General features: G+C 49.9%; 12 protein-coding genes. 6 read left to right on the top strand and 6 right to left on the bottom strand.

Annotated elements, in window-relative coordinates:
* Positions 1–18: 18 nt before the first annotated feature.
* The 3 genes from aceE to ACFODX_RS17160 form a co-directional block, all read right to left on the bottom strand.
* Positions 19–2,670, bottom strand: a complete 2,652-nt coding sequence (gene aceE / locus ACFODX_RS17170) for a pyruvate dehydrogenase (acetyl-transferring), homodimeric type (protein WP_378121419.1) — start codon at positions 2,668–2,670, stop codon at positions 19–21.
* 448 nt (positions 2,671–3,118) lie between these two features.
* Positions 3,119–6,022, bottom strand: coding sequence for an insulinase family protein (locus tag ACFODX_RS17165; RefSeq protein ID WP_378121417.1), 2,904 nt, complete (start codon positions 6,020–6,022; stop codon positions 3,119–3,121).
* Between the two features lie 116 nt (positions 6,023–6,138).
* Complete coding sequence (locus tag ACFODX_RS17160; RefSeq protein WP_378121415.1) at positions 6,139–6,399, bottom strand: sulfurtransferase TusA family protein; 261 nt, start codon at positions 6,397–6,399, stop codon at positions 6,139–6,141.
* 253 nt (positions 6,400–6,652) lie between these two features.
* Between ACFODX_RS17160 and ACFODX_RS17155 the strand changes: the two genes are divergently transcribed.
* On the top strand, positions 6,653–8,134 hold the full coding sequence (locus ACFODX_RS17155) for a M48 family metalloprotease (protein ID WP_378121413.1): 1,482 nt from the start codon (positions 6,653–6,655) through the stop codon (positions 8,132–8,134).
* Positions 8,135–8,142: 8 nt separating this feature from the next.
* On the opposite strand, the gene ACFODX_RS17150 is transcribed toward ACFODX_RS17155, so the two are convergent.
* From ACFODX_RS17150 to ACFODX_RS17140, 3 genes are all read right to left on the bottom strand, one after another.
* Positions 8,143–10,329: a sensor domain-containing protein gene (locus ACFODX_RS17150; protein ID WP_378121411.1), complete on the bottom strand. Its 2,187-nt coding sequence runs from the start codon at positions 10,327–10,329 to the stop codon at positions 8,143–8,145.
* A gap of 172 nt (positions 10,330–10,501) precedes the next feature.
* Positions 10,502–10,720, bottom strand: coding sequence for a SlyX family protein (locus ACFODX_RS17145; protein WP_378121409.1), 219 nt, complete (start codon positions 10,718–10,720; stop codon positions 10,502–10,504).
* Between the two features lies 1 nt (position 10,721).
* Positions 10,722–11,945: a serine hydrolase domain-containing protein gene (locus tag ACFODX_RS17140; RefSeq protein WP_378121407.1), complete on the bottom strand. Its 1,224-nt coding sequence runs from the start codon at positions 11,943–11,945 to the stop codon at positions 10,722–10,724.
* Between the two features lie 99 nt (positions 11,946–12,044).
* On the opposite strand from ACFODX_RS17140, the gene yciH reads away from it, so the two are divergent.
* From yciH to ACFODX_RS17115, 5 genes are all read left to right on the top strand, one after another.
* The gene (yciH, locus tag ACFODX_RS17135) at positions 12,045–12,374 is read left to right on the top strand and encodes a stress response translation initiation inhibitor YciH (RefSeq protein ID WP_378121405.1); all 330 of its coding nucleotides are present in this window, start codon (positions 12,045–12,047) and stop codon (positions 12,372–12,374) included.
* A gap of 1 nt (position 12,375) precedes the next feature.
* The gene (locus ACFODX_RS17130) at positions 12,376–12,597 is read left to right on the top strand and encodes a DUF3820 family protein (RefSeq protein WP_378121403.1); all 222 of its coding nucleotides are present in this window, start codon (positions 12,376–12,378) and stop codon (positions 12,595–12,597) included.
* Positions 12,598–12,691: 94 nt separating this feature from the next.
* A complete protein-coding gene (locus ACFODX_RS17125; protein WP_378121401.1) occupies positions 12,692–13,228 on the top strand; it encodes an energy transducer TonB in 537 nt (178 codons plus the stop codon).
* A gap of 165 nt (positions 13,229–13,393) precedes the next feature.
* Positions 13,394–13,720: a rhodanese-like domain-containing protein gene (locus ACFODX_RS17120; RefSeq protein WP_378121399.1), complete on the top strand. Its 327-nt coding sequence runs from the start codon at positions 13,394–13,396 to the stop codon at positions 13,718–13,720.
* Between the two features lie 79 nt (positions 13,721–13,799).
* Entirely contained in the window at positions 13,800–16,295 is a 2,496-nt protein-coding gene (locus ACFODX_RS17115) for a YgiQ family radical SAM protein (protein WP_378121397.1), read from the top strand.
* The last annotated feature ends 8 nt before the right edge of the window (positions 16,296–16,303 follow it).

Raw genomic sequence — 16,303 nt, 5'->3', positions numbered from 1 at the left:
TGTGAGAGGGCGATGGTTTTATACGCTCATCGGATCCGCTTTTTCAGGATCGATACCAAACTTCTTGATGGCTTTAGCAACCACGTCGGCCTTAATCTTGCCTTGGTCAGCCAGAGATTTGAGTGCCGCAATTACTACAAAGTAGCGGTTAACTTCAAAGAAATGACGCAGTTGGGTGCGGGTATCACTGCGACCAAAACCTTCTGTACCCAACACAGTGTAGTGACCGGGAACATAAGCCCGCAGCTGCTCTGAGTAAGTTTTCAGGTTGTCAGTAGAGATAATAAATGGGCCCTCGGCACCTTCCAATACCTGTGTGATATATGGCTTGCGTGGAGTCGCCGTAGGGTTGAGCATATTCCAACGAGTTGCGCGCTGACCATCACGAGTCAGTTCGTTCACGCTGGTTACACTCCATACATCAGCTTCTACATCAAATTCGTTGCGCAGGATTTCTGCAGCAAAACGCACTTCACGCAAAATGGTACCGGCACCCATCAATTGCACGCGATTCTTGGCTTTACCAGCGCCCTTCTCTAATTGATAAATACCCTTGATGATGCCCTCTTCTGCACCTTCTGGCATATCGGGATGCTGGTAGTTTTCATTCATCAATGAAATGTAATAAAACACATTTTCATTGTCATGGTACATGCGCTTCATGCCGTCCTGAATAATAACCGCCAGCTCATAAGCATAGGTTGGGTCATAGGAACGACAGTTAGGAATGGTGTTGGCAAATACATGACTATGGCCATCCTGATGCTGCAGACCTTCGCCGTTCAAAGTGGTACGACCAGCGGTAGCACCCATTAGGAAGCCACGCGCCTGCGAATCACCCGCAGCCCAAGCAAGATCACCAATACGTTGGAAACCAAACATGGAGTAATAAATATAGAAGGGGATCATCGGCTTTTTGTAGTTACTGTAAGCCGTTGCCGCTGCAATCCAGGAAGCCATGGAGCCCGCTTCGTTAATGCCCTCTTCGAGAATCTGGCCAGTGGCAGATTCGTGGTAAGACATCATTTGGCCGGCATCATGGGGAGTATATTTTTGACCTTCGGATGAATAGATACCGATAGTTTTGAACATACCTTCCATACCAAAGGTGCGCGCTTCGTCAGGCACGATGGGTACGATTTGCTTGCCGATATTCTTGTCTTTCACCAGAGAGGACAAAATGCGCACAAAACTCATGGTGGTGGAAATTTCACGCTCACCGGTGGATTTCAATTGCGCGGCAAAGGCATCCAGCGCGGGAACGAGCAATGGATCAAAGCTGGCGTTACGCGATGGAATAAATCCTTTAAGTTCCTTGCGACGGCTCTTCATGTAATGCATTTCAGGGCTGTCTTCCGCCGGGCGGTAGTAAGGAAGTTTCGGCAGGTCTTCGTCGCTAATTGGCAGTTCAAAACGGTCGCGGAATTTTTTCAGGCTTTCAATATCCAGCGCTTTTACCGAGTGAGTTTTATTGATGGCTTCACCGGATGTACCCATACCGTAACCCTTCACGGTTTGAGCCAGAATTACGGTCGGCTTACCTTTGGTGTTTACTGCTTGGTGGTAGGCGTTGTAAACCTTGTGGCTGTCGTGACCACCACGTGCAAGCGCCATGATCTGGTCGTCGGTCATGTCTTTGACCAAGTCCAGCAACTCCGGATATTTACCGAAGAAATGCTCGCGGGTATAGGCGCCACCATTGGCTTTGTAGTTTTGCATTTCGCCATCTACAACTTCGTCCATGCGCTTTTGCAATAAACCGGTTTTGTCTTTGGCGAGCAACTCATCCCAGCCGCGCCCCCAGAGAACCTTGATCACGTTCCAGCCAGCGCCGCGGAACACACCTTCCAGTTCCTGGACGATTTTGCTGTTGCCACGCACAGGCCCATCAAGGCGCTGTAAGTTACAGTTGATCACAAAAATTAGATTGTCCAACTTCTCGCGGGTAGCAAGGGAAATTGCGCCCAAGCTTTCCGGCTCATCGCACTCACCATCACCCAAAAATGCCCACACCTTGCGGTCAGTCGCCGGAATCAAACCACGGGCTTCCATGTAACGGTTAAAACGCGCTTGATAAATGGCTTTGATTGGGCCCAAGCCCATGGATACAGTCGGGAACTGCCAGTAATCGGGCATCAACCAAGGGTGCGGGTAGGAGGACAGACCGCCGCCATTTACTTCGCGACGGAAATTATCCAGGTGGCTTTCACTCAGACGACCTTCTACATACGAGCGGGCATACATACCCGGTGAAACGTGGCCTTGGAAATAAATTAGATCGCCTGGGGTATCGCCATCATTACCGCGGAAAAAGTGGTTAAAACCAACATCGTACAAGGTAGCGGATGAAGCAAATGAAGCTATGTGGCCACCCAAGCCCTCATCGTTGTCATTAGCTTTCATAACCATCGCCATAGCATTCCAGCGGATGATCGAACGAATTTTACGCTCCATGGCATTATCGCCAGGAGACTTTACTTCTTTGTCGACAGGGATGGTATTGATATAGGGAGTCTTGATAGAAGAAGGCTGCTCAATGCCATGATTGACAGCAGACTCGGACAGGGACTTCAGGATTTCTGCGGCGCGATCTTTTCCCGCATGACGAACAACTGACCGAAGGGCGTCTAGCCACTCTTTTGTTTCAATGGCATTGATATCTTGTTGCATTCAAATCTCCTCAGCTGTACGCAGGTGCGCACATCATGTAGCAGTAGTATCTAATACAGGAATTTGGATCTGGGCTTCATGCAAAAACAGGCGAAAAGTAAAAAGTGCTGTAATTTCATGGAGTTACAGGAGGAACATTCCTTTTACTTGTGTAAAAAATCCACGAATTCTTGCATAAGTGTGAATTTTTTACCAGCCCTAGCCAACACGGTAACACTCTGGAGGGGCACAACTTTAGTGCACAGATCGCTGTAACAAGGTGGTCATTCCGAATGAATCCAAACAGAATCGGGGCCTCGCGACAGGGCTGGCATTATTACCTAAGGTTTGTGTTTCACCAAGCGATTGACAGTAAAAAAAATGATAATTTTTAGCGCGAAATTCACTCAGATTCACGCACAAAAATGCAGCACAAGAACACTTTTATGCCTCAAAAAAACACACTCATTTACTCAACCAACATGCGTTGTAACGCTTTGCGGTAAGCCGCCAAACTTTGAACTTCCTCGAACTTATCCCGCTCTTCAACGCCTCCTGATGTCAGCCATAGGCGACGATTTTTATTTAAAAATACTCGATCATAAAATTGAGTCAGTGACTCGGGAGTAATTTTGGCAACAGCAGCCACCAATGCTTCACGACGAGCAAAGGTTTCATCATTTGTGATGATAGACGTCCAGTAACGCTCAGACTGTTCTTTGAGGGAGCGCGCAGGTTCCTGTAACTTTTTTATCAATGACTGTTGATTCAAGGTGAAGTTATCGGCGAGCACCCCGGCTTGCTCATCTAAAAAAGAATCTATATGGGCAATGATATTTGTTTCACTGGCCCCAGGAGACTGTACCACGAACAAACTATTCTCAAGATTTAGCGAAGATGCGGATAAAATGCCGACAATATAGCCAAGTTGCTTTTCCGTTCTTAATTGATGATAAAAAGCCGGCTGCAGCAATTGCCTGATTAACATCATATGTGCAGCATCTTCAGCTGAAGCAGAAGGCCCCTGGACAAACAATTCAACAATTCTGTCGCTGTGGCCCAGAGTTTGAGTGTAAAGCCAAGGTTTAGTGGAATCATTGGGTAACATCAACTGCACCATTGGAGGTAACTCCCTTCCTGTTCGCCGCCCCAATAATTCATGCTCTACTAACACTGCGAGTTTTAATGCTTCTGCGCGAAAATAGTTACCGTAAAAAAGCGCATCAATTTTTGCATCAATTAACTGGCGACTAACAAACTGGTTAAACTGCGCAAAATTTTTATCTTGCAACCCATCTATAAGTTCTTGTGTTGACCAGAGCGGCTCAAGGTGCATGGCAGGAACCTGCTGTGCAATAACCTGATAAGGAAGATCCTTGTTTTTATTGCGCCAGTTGCGCAGTAAATTTTCTTTTAACAATACAAAACGATCCTCTTTGAATCGCCCCAAGTTTATTGCACTTATGAGTTTATTCATCAGCATTCCCTGCCGACCTGAATAACCAAAAATACTTAAGTCATAACCGCGACCATTTGCCGTTAAAGTGTAATCAATACCGGCCAAGCTAGCAGGATAGGCAAATTCATTTAATTGATCCATCGCCAGTGCAGCAAACAATTCCGCCAGCGCTGCTCCCTCAGCGCTGGTTGCAACTAACGGAGATTTGATGCGCAAGTTTATCTGCGCACGCGGTTGTTTAAATTTACGGTCCTGAGCAAACCAGGTACGCATGTGATCATTTAGATAAATAATCTTTGGTCTCGAATCAACCTCTGCATCACGTTGCTCAAGCATAGAACCTGCTTTTACAGAAAGACGCTTGGGAATGAACAGGTTTTTTTCCGGCAAAAACAATTCCTGCTGCACCGTAGGCTTGAGTTCAAGAATTTCAGGGATCTGCATGCGCAGTGTAAAGGGTGCGGCATAGAGGCGGGAAACGCGATAAGCCTGAACTTCAGGTGCACTGAGCACAAGCAACAGGTTATTGCTATTTAAAAACGACAAGCTTTTTTCAATCACATTTGAGTCGAAATCAGCATACATAAAGTCGCCCCGAAGGATATCGCGCGGCTCATACTTACTCATTTTTTGGGCGAAGGCGCTTACCGTTTCCATGGGGGTCTGTTTTTCTTGAAAATGGAAATCCAAGCCAGCTAACTGCTGAAGTTCGGCGTAACGCCAGGACGAGACGCCACGCGATTTAAGCTGTTCAATAGAGTGAAAGACCAACGAAACAATTTGATCTCGTGCCCTTACTCCCTGTGGGGTCAGCTGAATAGTCAACTGGAAAACAGCGTCACTACGACTGTGCAGAGTGGTTCCTGCACTTATACCCTCTGCCCACCCAAGCCGCTTTAACAGGGATAACAAGCTGCCCCGCCCTTCATGTCCGAGCATGTGCGCAATGTAAACGTAAGGCTTCTGACGATATAGAGGATCAGGACTGGGAATGGGAAAATTGAAGCTAAGCTGACGCAGTTCCTTTTCAGGTTTAATTTCCAGGCTTGCGGGCAATGTCGATGCATCAAACAGTGGTGGATAATTGCCAACGAAATCAACATCACGTTTTTCAATCGCACTAAAGCCGTCTCTTACCATAGACTCCAGTGCATTTAATGATTCAGTTCCCAGCACCACCAAACTCATCAAATGCGATGAATAATAGCGTTCATAAAACTGAATCATGTCATCTCTAACTAACTGATTTTCTCGATCTGCAAGCGTAACCAGGTTGCCTACCGAAAACTTGGCGCCAGGATGTGCCGGATTGAATAACTCACGATAGACATCCCACTCGCGCCGTGAATCATCTTTAAGCTTGGCGACATATTCAGAATGAACAGCATTGCGCTCGCGTTCTACATATTCTGCAGAAAATAATGGCGCCACAAAAAACTGTGCAAATCTATCCAGTGCAGGAGCCAATTTTTCTTTGTCTATTTCAAAAAAGTAATTGGTATTTTCGGCGGCAGTAAATGCGTTATAGCGCCCGCCATGTTGCGAAATAAATTCCTGATACTCGCCAGCTCTGGGGTACTTCTCAGTTCCCAAAAACAACATGTGCTCAAGAAAATGTGCAAGCCCAAGGCGATCAGCTGGATTTTGATTGGCGCCAACCTGAATATCGAGTGATGCTGCAGCTTTCTCTGCTGCAGGATCGGAAATTAACAACACCCGCAATTGGTTATCTAAAATCAGATAACGATAATCTCGCTGGTCATTTTCGCTTTTAACTACTGTGAGAGGGGTATTTGTAGCCTTGGGGGAATCATTACCCTGGGCGTTGAGCGCAGGACACGTAACCCCCATAACAAGGGCCAGCAACAGCGCAAGCCAGGCACTTTTTTTGATGTTGTAACAGCATATTGGCATAACAAGCTCACTTCGGCATTCGCAGGCTCCATTTATATGGGCCTCCTAAAATGACTGCTACTGCAACTGTGCAGCGCCGATAAAAACAAATAATTTGAAGTCTGGCAAAACTGTCTTCAGGTATTGGGAACTTTCAATAAATAACAATAAACAGCATCACGCACTGCATGGTCACAAAGTTCTATACCACTAATCTTCGCATAGGCATGAAAATCACGCACCGAGCCGGCGTCTGTCGCCAAGACTCTCAACACCTGCCCGGGCTGCAGATTACGCAGAGCCTGCTTGGCTTTTAGCAGAGGTAAAGGACAGAGCAGCCCTCTGGCATCTAGATCTGCATCTACAGGCAGGATAAAACAATCAGTTGTGTCACTCAAAGCGCAGTATCCCAATCTGAAAACCCGATTTTTCAAGCCATTTGGCCCGTTGTAACGCCTGGAGCAGTCCAGATTCCAGAAACCAGTGCGCCCAGACAATACAAAAGTTCGCATGGAGAGCGAACCCCTAAGTGCAACAGCGGTCATAAAAGGTTGCTAACCTAGTCTTTACGCGCCAAAAAGGCTAGAGTTGCGCCCTGTTTTTTGCTTGGCAATTCATTCTGTAGCATCGACTCTGGAGCCGATAATTACTGTGTTCACGCTCTTTCAACGCCCTCTGTTTTTACTAAAACGCGCGCTTGCACCTGTAGGATTTGCTCTACTACTGGTCTGCGGCCTGATTGTTAACCCCTTTGCCGTCCGTGCTGAAGTTGAGCTGCCAAGCTTGGGCGACACCAGCTCCATCATGATTTCACCTGCACAAGAGCGAGCCTTGGGGCAGCGCTGGCTTAGAGCTTATCGCAGCCAGGTACCAACCTCATCAGACCCTCTGATTATCAATTACCTCGAACAGCTTTTTGCCCGACTGTTACCCCACAGCCAGTTGGATAATAAGCAAATCGACCTGGTTGTTGCGCAAAATAACACGCTCAACGCGTTTGCAGTGCCTGGCAATATCATCGGAGTCCACACCGGGCTTCTCAATTACGCCAAGACCGAGAACCAGCTCGCCGCTGTGCTCGCGCATGAGATGGGCCATTTGAGCCAGCGTCATTACGCACGCCGCTTGGAACAACAAAAGAATATGATGATGCCAATGCTCGCGGGTATGCTTGCCGGCCTTGTGCTAGCGGCAAACAGCAATAGCGACGCAGGTGTCGCGGCAATTATGGGCACCCAGGCAGCGGCACAACAGGCCTCTTTGGCCTTCAGCCGTCAAAATGAACAGGAAGCAGACCGGATTGGCATGCAAACCATGGTTCAGGCAGGCCTTGATCCCCATGCAGCGGGTGATATGTTCGAAGAAATGGTACGCGCCAATCGCCTCAACCGCCGCCCACCAGAATACCTATTAACTCACCCGGTCAGCGAAACCCGTGTAGCGGATGCCCGAAACCGCGCTATGCAGTACGAACGCAAACCTGCTGAAGATGACTTGGAATTCCAACTTATGCGCAGCCGTGTCCGTGTGGATGCAGAAGAGACACCACAAATAGCAGCGCGTATGTTTAAAAGTGAGCTGGATAAAGAATCTGCTTACCCTGACGCCAGTCGCTATGGGTGGGCCCTTGCGCTGACCAAAGCCAGTCAGTTTGATGCCGCGCGTGAAGCTTTGGCACCCTTGCTGGAAAAAGAACCCGAACGGGTGACTTATCAAATAATGCGTGCCGATATTGAGATTGCCGCTGAGCGTCACAAGGCCGCATTGGAGATTATTGAAGCCCAATTGCAAAAACATCCAAACAGCCATCCACTGATTATTCGCCATGCAGAAGCATTAATGAAAGCTGGCATATACCAGCAATGCGCTGACATCCTTGATCGCTATTCACGCAAGCGCAGCAACGATGACTATGTCTGGTATCTGTTGGCAGAGGTGAACGGCTTGGCAGGTAATATTCTGGGCGTTCACGAAGCGCGCGCCGAATATTTTATTCTAAATGGTGTTTACGACCGGGCGCAGATTCAACTGCGAAATGCGCTTAAGCTGACACAGGGTAATAGCTATCGCACTGCCTTGGTTGAAGAGCGTTTGAAATATGTGGAGGCGCAACTGCAGTACCAAGGGTTTTAGGGCATTCATTAGTCCGGCTGTTTAACCCAACCCGACTCTACCAGCCATTCGCTGGTATTCACCGCCGACATGGGCTTGCCGATGAAAAACCCTTGGGCTTCATCGCACCCCATGTCATTCAGGCGTTCCAATAAAGCCTCGTTCTCCACACCTTCGGCAACAACCATCAACCCCAGATTGTGGGCGAGATGAATCGTAGAATTTACAATCAATTCGTCCTGTAGATCTTCAAGCATATTGCGTACAAAAGAACTGTCGATTTTCAGGGTTTGCACTGGCAAACGCTTCAAATATGCCAGCGACGAATAGCCCGTACCAAAGTCATCAATCGCCAAATGCACCCCCAAAGCATGTAAGGCATCAAGGTTGCGCAGGGCGCGGGCAGGATCAGTCATTATCGAACTTTCCGTAATCTCCAGCTCCAAACGACCTGCCGGCAATTGGTATTTCAACAACAAACGCTCTACCAGCTTGGGAATATTGTCATCCATCAAATTGCGTGCCGAAAGATTCACTGCAATGCTCAGCGGCATTCCTTGATCCTGCCACAACCTACATTGGGCGATGGCCTTCTCCAAAACCCAGGCGGTAAGCTGGTGAATGAGAGTGGTCAGCTCCGCCATAGGGATAAAATCTGCTGGCGAAACAAACCCTAATTCAGGATGAATCCAGCGAATTAGCGCCTCAAAACCGTAACAACGCTTTTCATCCAACAAGATTTTAGGTTGGTAGTAAAGGCACAGCTGATCCTCTCGAATCGCTCGCCCTAATTCACCGATAATGGACAAGCGCTTGGTTGAATGAGGGTCATAATCGGCACTGTAAATCGCCAGCCCTAACATTTGGCTCTTGGCGTAATACATGGCGATATCGGCATATCGCATCAAGGTGTGCTGGTCCTGCGCCTGCTGTGGCGATATTGCGATGCCAATACTGGCGGATATCTGGGTGGTAAAACCATCGAGGTCAAACTCCTGGGAGAGTGCATCCAGTAGCCTGTGACCAAACACTACTGCTTGATGGGTACTGCGAATGCGCGGTAAAAACACGGCAAACTCATCCCCTCCCAAGCGCGCCACAGTGCCAGGCACCTCCGACATTTCATTGGCGAGGCGAGGCCCGATCAACTGCAGCAGGTGGTCACCCACATTGTGACCCAGGGTATCGTTTATCTCTTTGAATCGATCAAGGTCGATAAGTAAAAGCGCACTTATTTGCTCTGCTCCGCGCTGCTCGAAACAGGTTTGCATATCGGCATACAGTTTTTCGCGGTTGGGCAAGGCGGTGAGTGAATCGTGATAGGACTGATAGCGGAGTTTTTCTTCGTAGCGGCGGCGTGCGGTAATATCTTTAGTGGTTCCCCAAACCCGTTTGAGCTGCCCCTGCTCAACTATGCCCGTACAGCAGATCTGGAAATAAAAATTTTTACCGCGTGAATCCTGACGAACAATGTCATGATCCACCATCACGTAATGGTTTTTTACAAAATAGTGAATATCGAAGACGTAATTCCTTGAGCCACTGTCCATCAGGCCCGCCCCCAAAATATCATCCAACGAATTGACACCCAGCATATTGATAAGGACTTTATTGGCCTCCACCAGCCGCGCACTTTGCGCAATTTGCCTCACCTGCTGCTCAAATTCCATATCAATGGCGACAGGAGGCTGCATGTCGTAGCACCAGATCGCCTCAGAGCTATTGGTGATAAATGCCTTATAGCTAGCTTCACTCTCCTGCAATGCGTCACGTGCGCTTTTTTCACGGGAAAGATCCTGCAATTGCACCAACACATAAGCAACCTGCCCTTGGCGATCCGGCACAGGTGTAAAACTCACCCGAAAATGAAGCTGCTTGTTACAAATAAAACGACTGCGATGAATGTTGCCCAGCGTATAACTCATCTCCAACGCTTGGGCTTTTCCTTGGGCATAAACCAACTGCATGATCGGCCCCAGCTCAGTATTCGCACTCAGCTGACGGTCGCGAAAAATAGAGTAAACACCGATTGCCTGTTCTGCCTGACGTGGAGATAGATACAACAAGCGCTCACAAGCCGGGTTGATATTGACTATCACGCCCTGTTTGTCAGTGATAAAGCTGGGGATGGGACTCTCGGAAAATAAACCTGATAAAAACGGCAAAGCATACTCATCGCTGGGTTTTGCTAACCAGTTAGGGGTTGAGGTATGCATAGTGACCGCACTTGCTCCCGAAGCTAAAAAATCTACCTACCGAAAGCAAAGTGTAGACAAGGATTTTTTATGCTGCGGAAGAAACGGCGGTGTAAATCACATTTATTCTCAAATATGAGGCATTTAGCGCCACAAAGAAGATTGAAACGCCAAGGGTTGACTTGGGTCAACATCAGTAATGAGGCGGACGCTCATCAACTAGCTCGCCGCCGGGCTGCGCGGCGCTTTGACTAAGCTCATCAATACGCTGCACCAACAATCGCAATTGCTGCTTTAGCTGGATTATTTCAGCGTCCTGGCGAGTGATTACTTCATTGAGTTGCGCCAGAGTATCCTCCTGATAGGCAACGCGGGTTTGAACATCAATTAACTGCTCTTCAAGATCTATCATTTTATTGCTCCAGCAACTTATAGGTCACATCAATCAAACGCACGGCGCGCTCGTCAATTAACACACTTTGCCCCATGCGATGGGTGACATAACCAAAACCCAAGCCTGCATCCGGGTCGGCAAAACCCAGGCAACCACCGGCGCCAGGGTGACCAAAGGCGCGCTCACCCCGCCCGTAACGGCAGTCGGGGCGATCCTGCTGGGACAGCATAAACCCATGACTAAAGCGCAGCGGCAAACCGAGCGTGCGATCCTGCTCGAAGGTCTGCTCTTGCCAGCACAGAGGCAGTACAGCATCAGCCAACAGCGGCTGCGCTTGATTTGCCAAAACACCGCTCTTAACCACGGCACCGCCATTAGCCAAGGCGCCATAAATAGTCGCCAGCGCACGGGCATCGGCATGGGCGCCAGCGGCCGGTATTTGTGCTTGGCGCCACGCCAGTGAATTGGTCGCGGTCATCAAACTAATCGGGTTAGCAAAAGCGCGATTGGTCACACCGCGCGGGTCAGCTTTCATAAGTTTGCCGAGCATAACGCTATCGGCACCGGTGGAGCTGGGAGTAGCCCCCAAAGGGCGCTTGAGGGGGCCTGTATCGGCAATCTGGTCGAGCAGCGCGTCTGGTACACCAAAATGACAATTCACGCCGAGCGGCTGAGCGACCCGAGCCTGAAAGTAATCGTTAAAACTGGCATAACCACTGGCGCGTTTCACCAGCTCGCCCAAAATCCAGCCAAACAAAAACGGCGAATAGCCCTGCGCGGTATCTGGCTCCCACCAAGGCGTTTCAGCCGCCGCCGCGCTGGTCATGGCCGCCCAGTCAAAAATTTGCTCATTGGCAATATGCTGATGAAACGCCGACACACCCGCGCGATGGCACAACAACTGACGCAGCGTAACACTCGCTTTGCCCGCCTGCGCAAACTCCGGCCAAACCTTGGGGATGGGTTCATCCAACAGTAATTTGCCCTCGGCAACCAGCTGCAACACACAGAGCGCCACCAGCCCCTTACCAGCGGAAAAGATATTAACCAGCGTATCATCTCGCCAATCTACCCGCTCCAAGCCCACAACCTTGTTACTGCGCTGACCCGCCCAGAGGTTTACCACCAACTCCCCGCGATGCACCAGCGCCAGCGCAGCCCCCTCCTCGCCTTGGGTGAAATTGTCGGCGAAGACATCTACCAGTGGCTGCCAGCGGGCAGCCCAATGACCTTGTATTTGCATGATGTTCTCTGTGGTGATGAGCAGCGATAATGTCGGCGCGCATTTTAACAGTGAGCAGCGCTAGAATTACCAATCTATTAATGGGGATAAATCACCAAGATGAGCAAAGACAAAAACTCCCGCCTGGTCTATTCCACCGAGACTGGGCGCATCACAGAGGAAAAACCGGCGGCTAGTATTCCGCAGGGTGATGGCATAGTGCGTATTCGCCGTGAAACGGCCGGGCGCAACGGCAAGGGCGTGACCACTATTACCGGTGTACCGCTCGCTGAAGCCCAACTCAAAGACCTCGCCAAAGCCTTGAAAGTCAGCTGCGGCGTAGGTGGTTCACTAAAAGACGGGGTGATAGAAATTCAGGGCGACCAGCGCGACAAGATCAAAACCGAGCTGGAAAAACGCGGCTTTACCGTAAAACTCGCGGGTGGTTAAGGTGGACGAATTTCCCTTTGACCCCCAACTGCTGAAAGAACTGGTCACCACACCCATGCCCTACGGCAAATACGCCGGCCATGTGATTGCTGATATTCCTGAGCATTATTTGATGTGGATGGGGCGTGAGGGTTTCCCTAAAGGCAGGCTTGGCCAGCTGTTGAGGTTGATGTATGAAATCCGCTTAAATGGTTTGGAGCCCCTGCTCAAACCCCTGCGCTGATTCTTTACCCAGCGCCAGCAGGCTGGCCTGCATCTTGCTAAATCTCTGTTATCGAACCAATAACGTCGATTTACTGACAGAGGGGCACCGCACAATGGACAACGAACTGTTTTTACAAATCACTGATACTTCACTCAAAATTGGCTTGGGCGCGCTTATCGCCGCCGTTACCGCTTGGGTAGTGCTGCGTAAAGCCAACAATCAGCCCATTACTAGCCCGCGCGACAACCGTCGCCTGCAAATACTGGAAGAAGTCTCTACCCAAGTCGGCACGGTCACCCATATTTTCGCCAAGTACTCGTCGCTGGTGGTGGAGTCCATCCAATTCGGTGAGCGTTGGCCGCAGGCGCGCCGCGCCGAGCTGGAGGCGGTCAACACCGAGCTGGTGGATGAGTTTAAGAAACTCGCCGAAGCCGAAGCCAAACTGTTGATGCTGGGGGAGAAAAACCTGGAGCGCAGCCTGCGTTTGTATGGCGCCAAGATTGCGGTTTACCGCAAGCAGGTCTACGTGGGGCGCAAGGATATTTCGCTGGAGCAAATTACCGCGCTGAAAAACACCATAGTGCAGGTGCGCGAGCAGTTTTATGACATGCTCAGCCGCAAATATGACAGATTATTGGCGAATGCATAGAAACAAACCAAAACCGTCAACTTTTTGAACTACTATCATCCACTCGATCTACGCCCGCTCTGCGGGCGTTTTTTATTGCGCGCTAATATGCTTTGATGCAGCTTAAGGCGCACACTTATCAACGATGGCACTCATGAAACTGGCACTGATTAAGAGGAGATTGATATGCTGCGTCACCTTTTTTACTCACTGATTACAGGGGTCATTTTGATCATGTCTCACCCAGCTACTGCCAACGAAATCTGGATTGATGTACGCACCGCAGAAGAATTTAATGCCGGCCATTTGGAGGGTGCAGCTCATATCCCGTTTGAGGAAATCGCGGCGCGTATTGGCGAAGTCACCAGCGACAAAAACGCCAGTATCCGCCTTTATTGCCGCACCGGTCGCCGCTCTGGCATAGCCCAGGAAACCCTGCAAGCTATGGGTTTCACCCAAGCGACTAACGAAGGTGGCTATGAGGAGCTACTGCAGCAACGCGCAAGTCAGTAAGCGCGCAAATTAATGCTGTCTCGCCAGCCGCGATTCTGGGACAATGGCGGCTGGTTTAATTCCCCCGATTGCAGTCCCTATGAACACCGCCAAACACCTGTTTTCCTACCCCAAACCCAAGATCCACGCCCAGGCTAAAACCTATAAGCCAGCACCTTTCCTGCCGATGAGCCGTGCGGAAATGGACAAGCTTGGCTGGGATAGCTGCGACATTATCATCGTTTGTGGCGATGCCTATGTGGATCACCCCAGCTTTGGTATGGCGGTGATTGGACGGTTTTTGGAATCCCAAGGCTTTCGTGTGGGCATCATCGCCCAGCCCGATTGGAAAAGTGCCGAGCCGTTTAAGGCGCTGGGCAAACCCAACCTTTTTTTTGGGGTTAGCGCGGGCAACATGGACTCCATGATCAACCGCTACACCTCGGACTTACGCCTGCGCTCGGACGATGCTTACACCCCCGGCGGCATAGGCGGCAAACGCCCCGACCGCGCAGTGACCGTGTACAGCCAGCGCTGCAAAGAAGCTTATAAAGATGTGCCGATTGTGTTGGGCGGCATAGAGGCCAGCTTGCGCCGTATCGCCCAGTACGATTACTGGAGCAACGAAGTGCGCCGCTCGGTATTGATTGATGCTACCGCCGATATTCTGTTGTACGGCAACGCCGAGCGCGCAATCGCTGAAGTAGCACACTCGCTCGCGGCAGGCAAAAGCATTAAAGAGCTGGATAACATTCGCGGCACCGCCGTTATCAAAAAAGAGCCGCCAGCAGGTTGGACGGAAATCGACTCCACCCGTATTGATTGGCCGGGCAATATCGACAAACTGCCCAACCCCTACGAATACCAGCACAACAGCAAGTCAGTGGTGGATGCCGCGCAAAGCGATATCAACAATTCGCAAATTGGCTTGCGTCAGCTCGACCCGGAAAAAATGGCCGAGCAAATTGCCACATTAAACCCCGAAGCTGCCGAACAACTCAAAACCATTGGCTGCCCGGCTCAGGGAATGGAAAGCGAAAAAGCCTTTGATCCCAACGAGCCACAGCCCATTCGCATTATTCCCATGCCGCTGCAAAACCGCAGCGAAATGCTGGACGCCGAGAAGGTTTATGTGCGCCTGCCCTCCTTCGATAAGGTGCGCAAAGATCCCATTTTGTATGCCCATGCATCGCGCGTGCTGCATCAGGAGGCCAATCCATTTAATGCGCGCCCCCTGATTCAAAAACATGAAAACCGCGAAGTCTGGATAAACCCGCCCCCTATTCCGCTGGAAACCGATGAATTGGACGGTGTGTTTGATTTGCCTTATGCGCGTGTGCCGCACCCGGTGTATGGCAAACAAAAAATCCCCGCCTACGAGATGATCAAAACCTCCGTCAACATCATGCGCGGTTGTTTTGGCGGCTGTACCTTTTGCTCCATCACCGAACACGAAGGGCGCATTATTCAAAGCCGCTCGCAGGAATCCATTCTCAAAGAAATTGAAGATATCCGCGACAAAGTGCCAGGTTTTACTGGCCATATTTCTGATTTGGGTGGCCCCACGGCGAATATGTATCGCCTGACTTGTAAAGATATGCCGACGCTCTCCAAATGCCGTCGTTTGTCTTGCGTTTACCCTACTATTTGTAAAAACCTCACCACCAGCCACAAACACACCACCAATTTATATCGCGCGGCGCGCAAAATTCGCGGTGTAAATAAAGTATCGGTTGCTTCAGGTTTGCGTTATGACCTGGCGGTACTGGACCCGGAATACGTAAAAGAATTAGTTACTCATCACGTGGGCGGTTATTTGAAAATCGCCCCGGAACACACCGAAGAAGGTGTGCTCGCACAGATGATGAAACCTAAAATGAGCAGCTACTACGAATTCAAACGCATGTTTGATAAGTTCTCCAAAGAAGCTGGCAAAGAACAATTTTTGATTCCCTATTTTATTGCCGCGCACCCCGGCACCCGCGACGAGGACATGCTCAACCTCGCGCTATGGCTGAAGAAAAATAATTTTGAAGTGGATCAGGTGCAAACCTTTTATCCATCGCCCATGTCCTTGGCTACCGCCATGTATGTGAGCGAGCGCAACCCGCTGAAAAAACTGACTTACAAAGCTGGGAAAATTGCGATTCCACGCGGTATTGAACAGCGCCGTTTGCAAAAAGCGCTATTGCGCTATCACGATCCGGCTAACTGGCCGATTATCCGCGAAGCCCTGCGCGCCATGCGCAAGCCGCATTTAATTGGCAGCAGCGCCTCTGCGCTGATTCCCGACGAGCAGAGCGAAGCGCGCAGCAAACCGCGCGGCCACAACCCTAACGCCCGCACGCAACAGCAAAAACCGCGCACTGGTAGCGCTGCAAAACCTCACGCAAAACCAGCAGCAAAAGCCTTTGGCGATAAATTTGAAAGTGCGAAGAAATTTAATCAGCAACAGACCGCACCAGCCAAGCCAAGTGTCAAACCGGTTAATGGGCGCAACACGCCCAAAGTAGCAACCAACGTAAAACCCACAAGCAAGGCGGTAAATAAAAATAACCGCCCCGGAAACGCCAATAAACCCAACAAACCTCGCTAGGGTTCAAT

It is taken from the genome of Cellvibrio fontiphilus, assembly GCF_042646205.1.
Lineage (GTDB): Bacteria > Pseudomonadota > Gammaproteobacteria > Pseudomonadales > Cellvibrionaceae > Cellvibrio > Cellvibrio fontiphilus_A.
The sequence above is the reverse complement of the archived record's forward strand: the minus strand, read 5'-3'. Positions and strand labels throughout refer to the sequence as shown.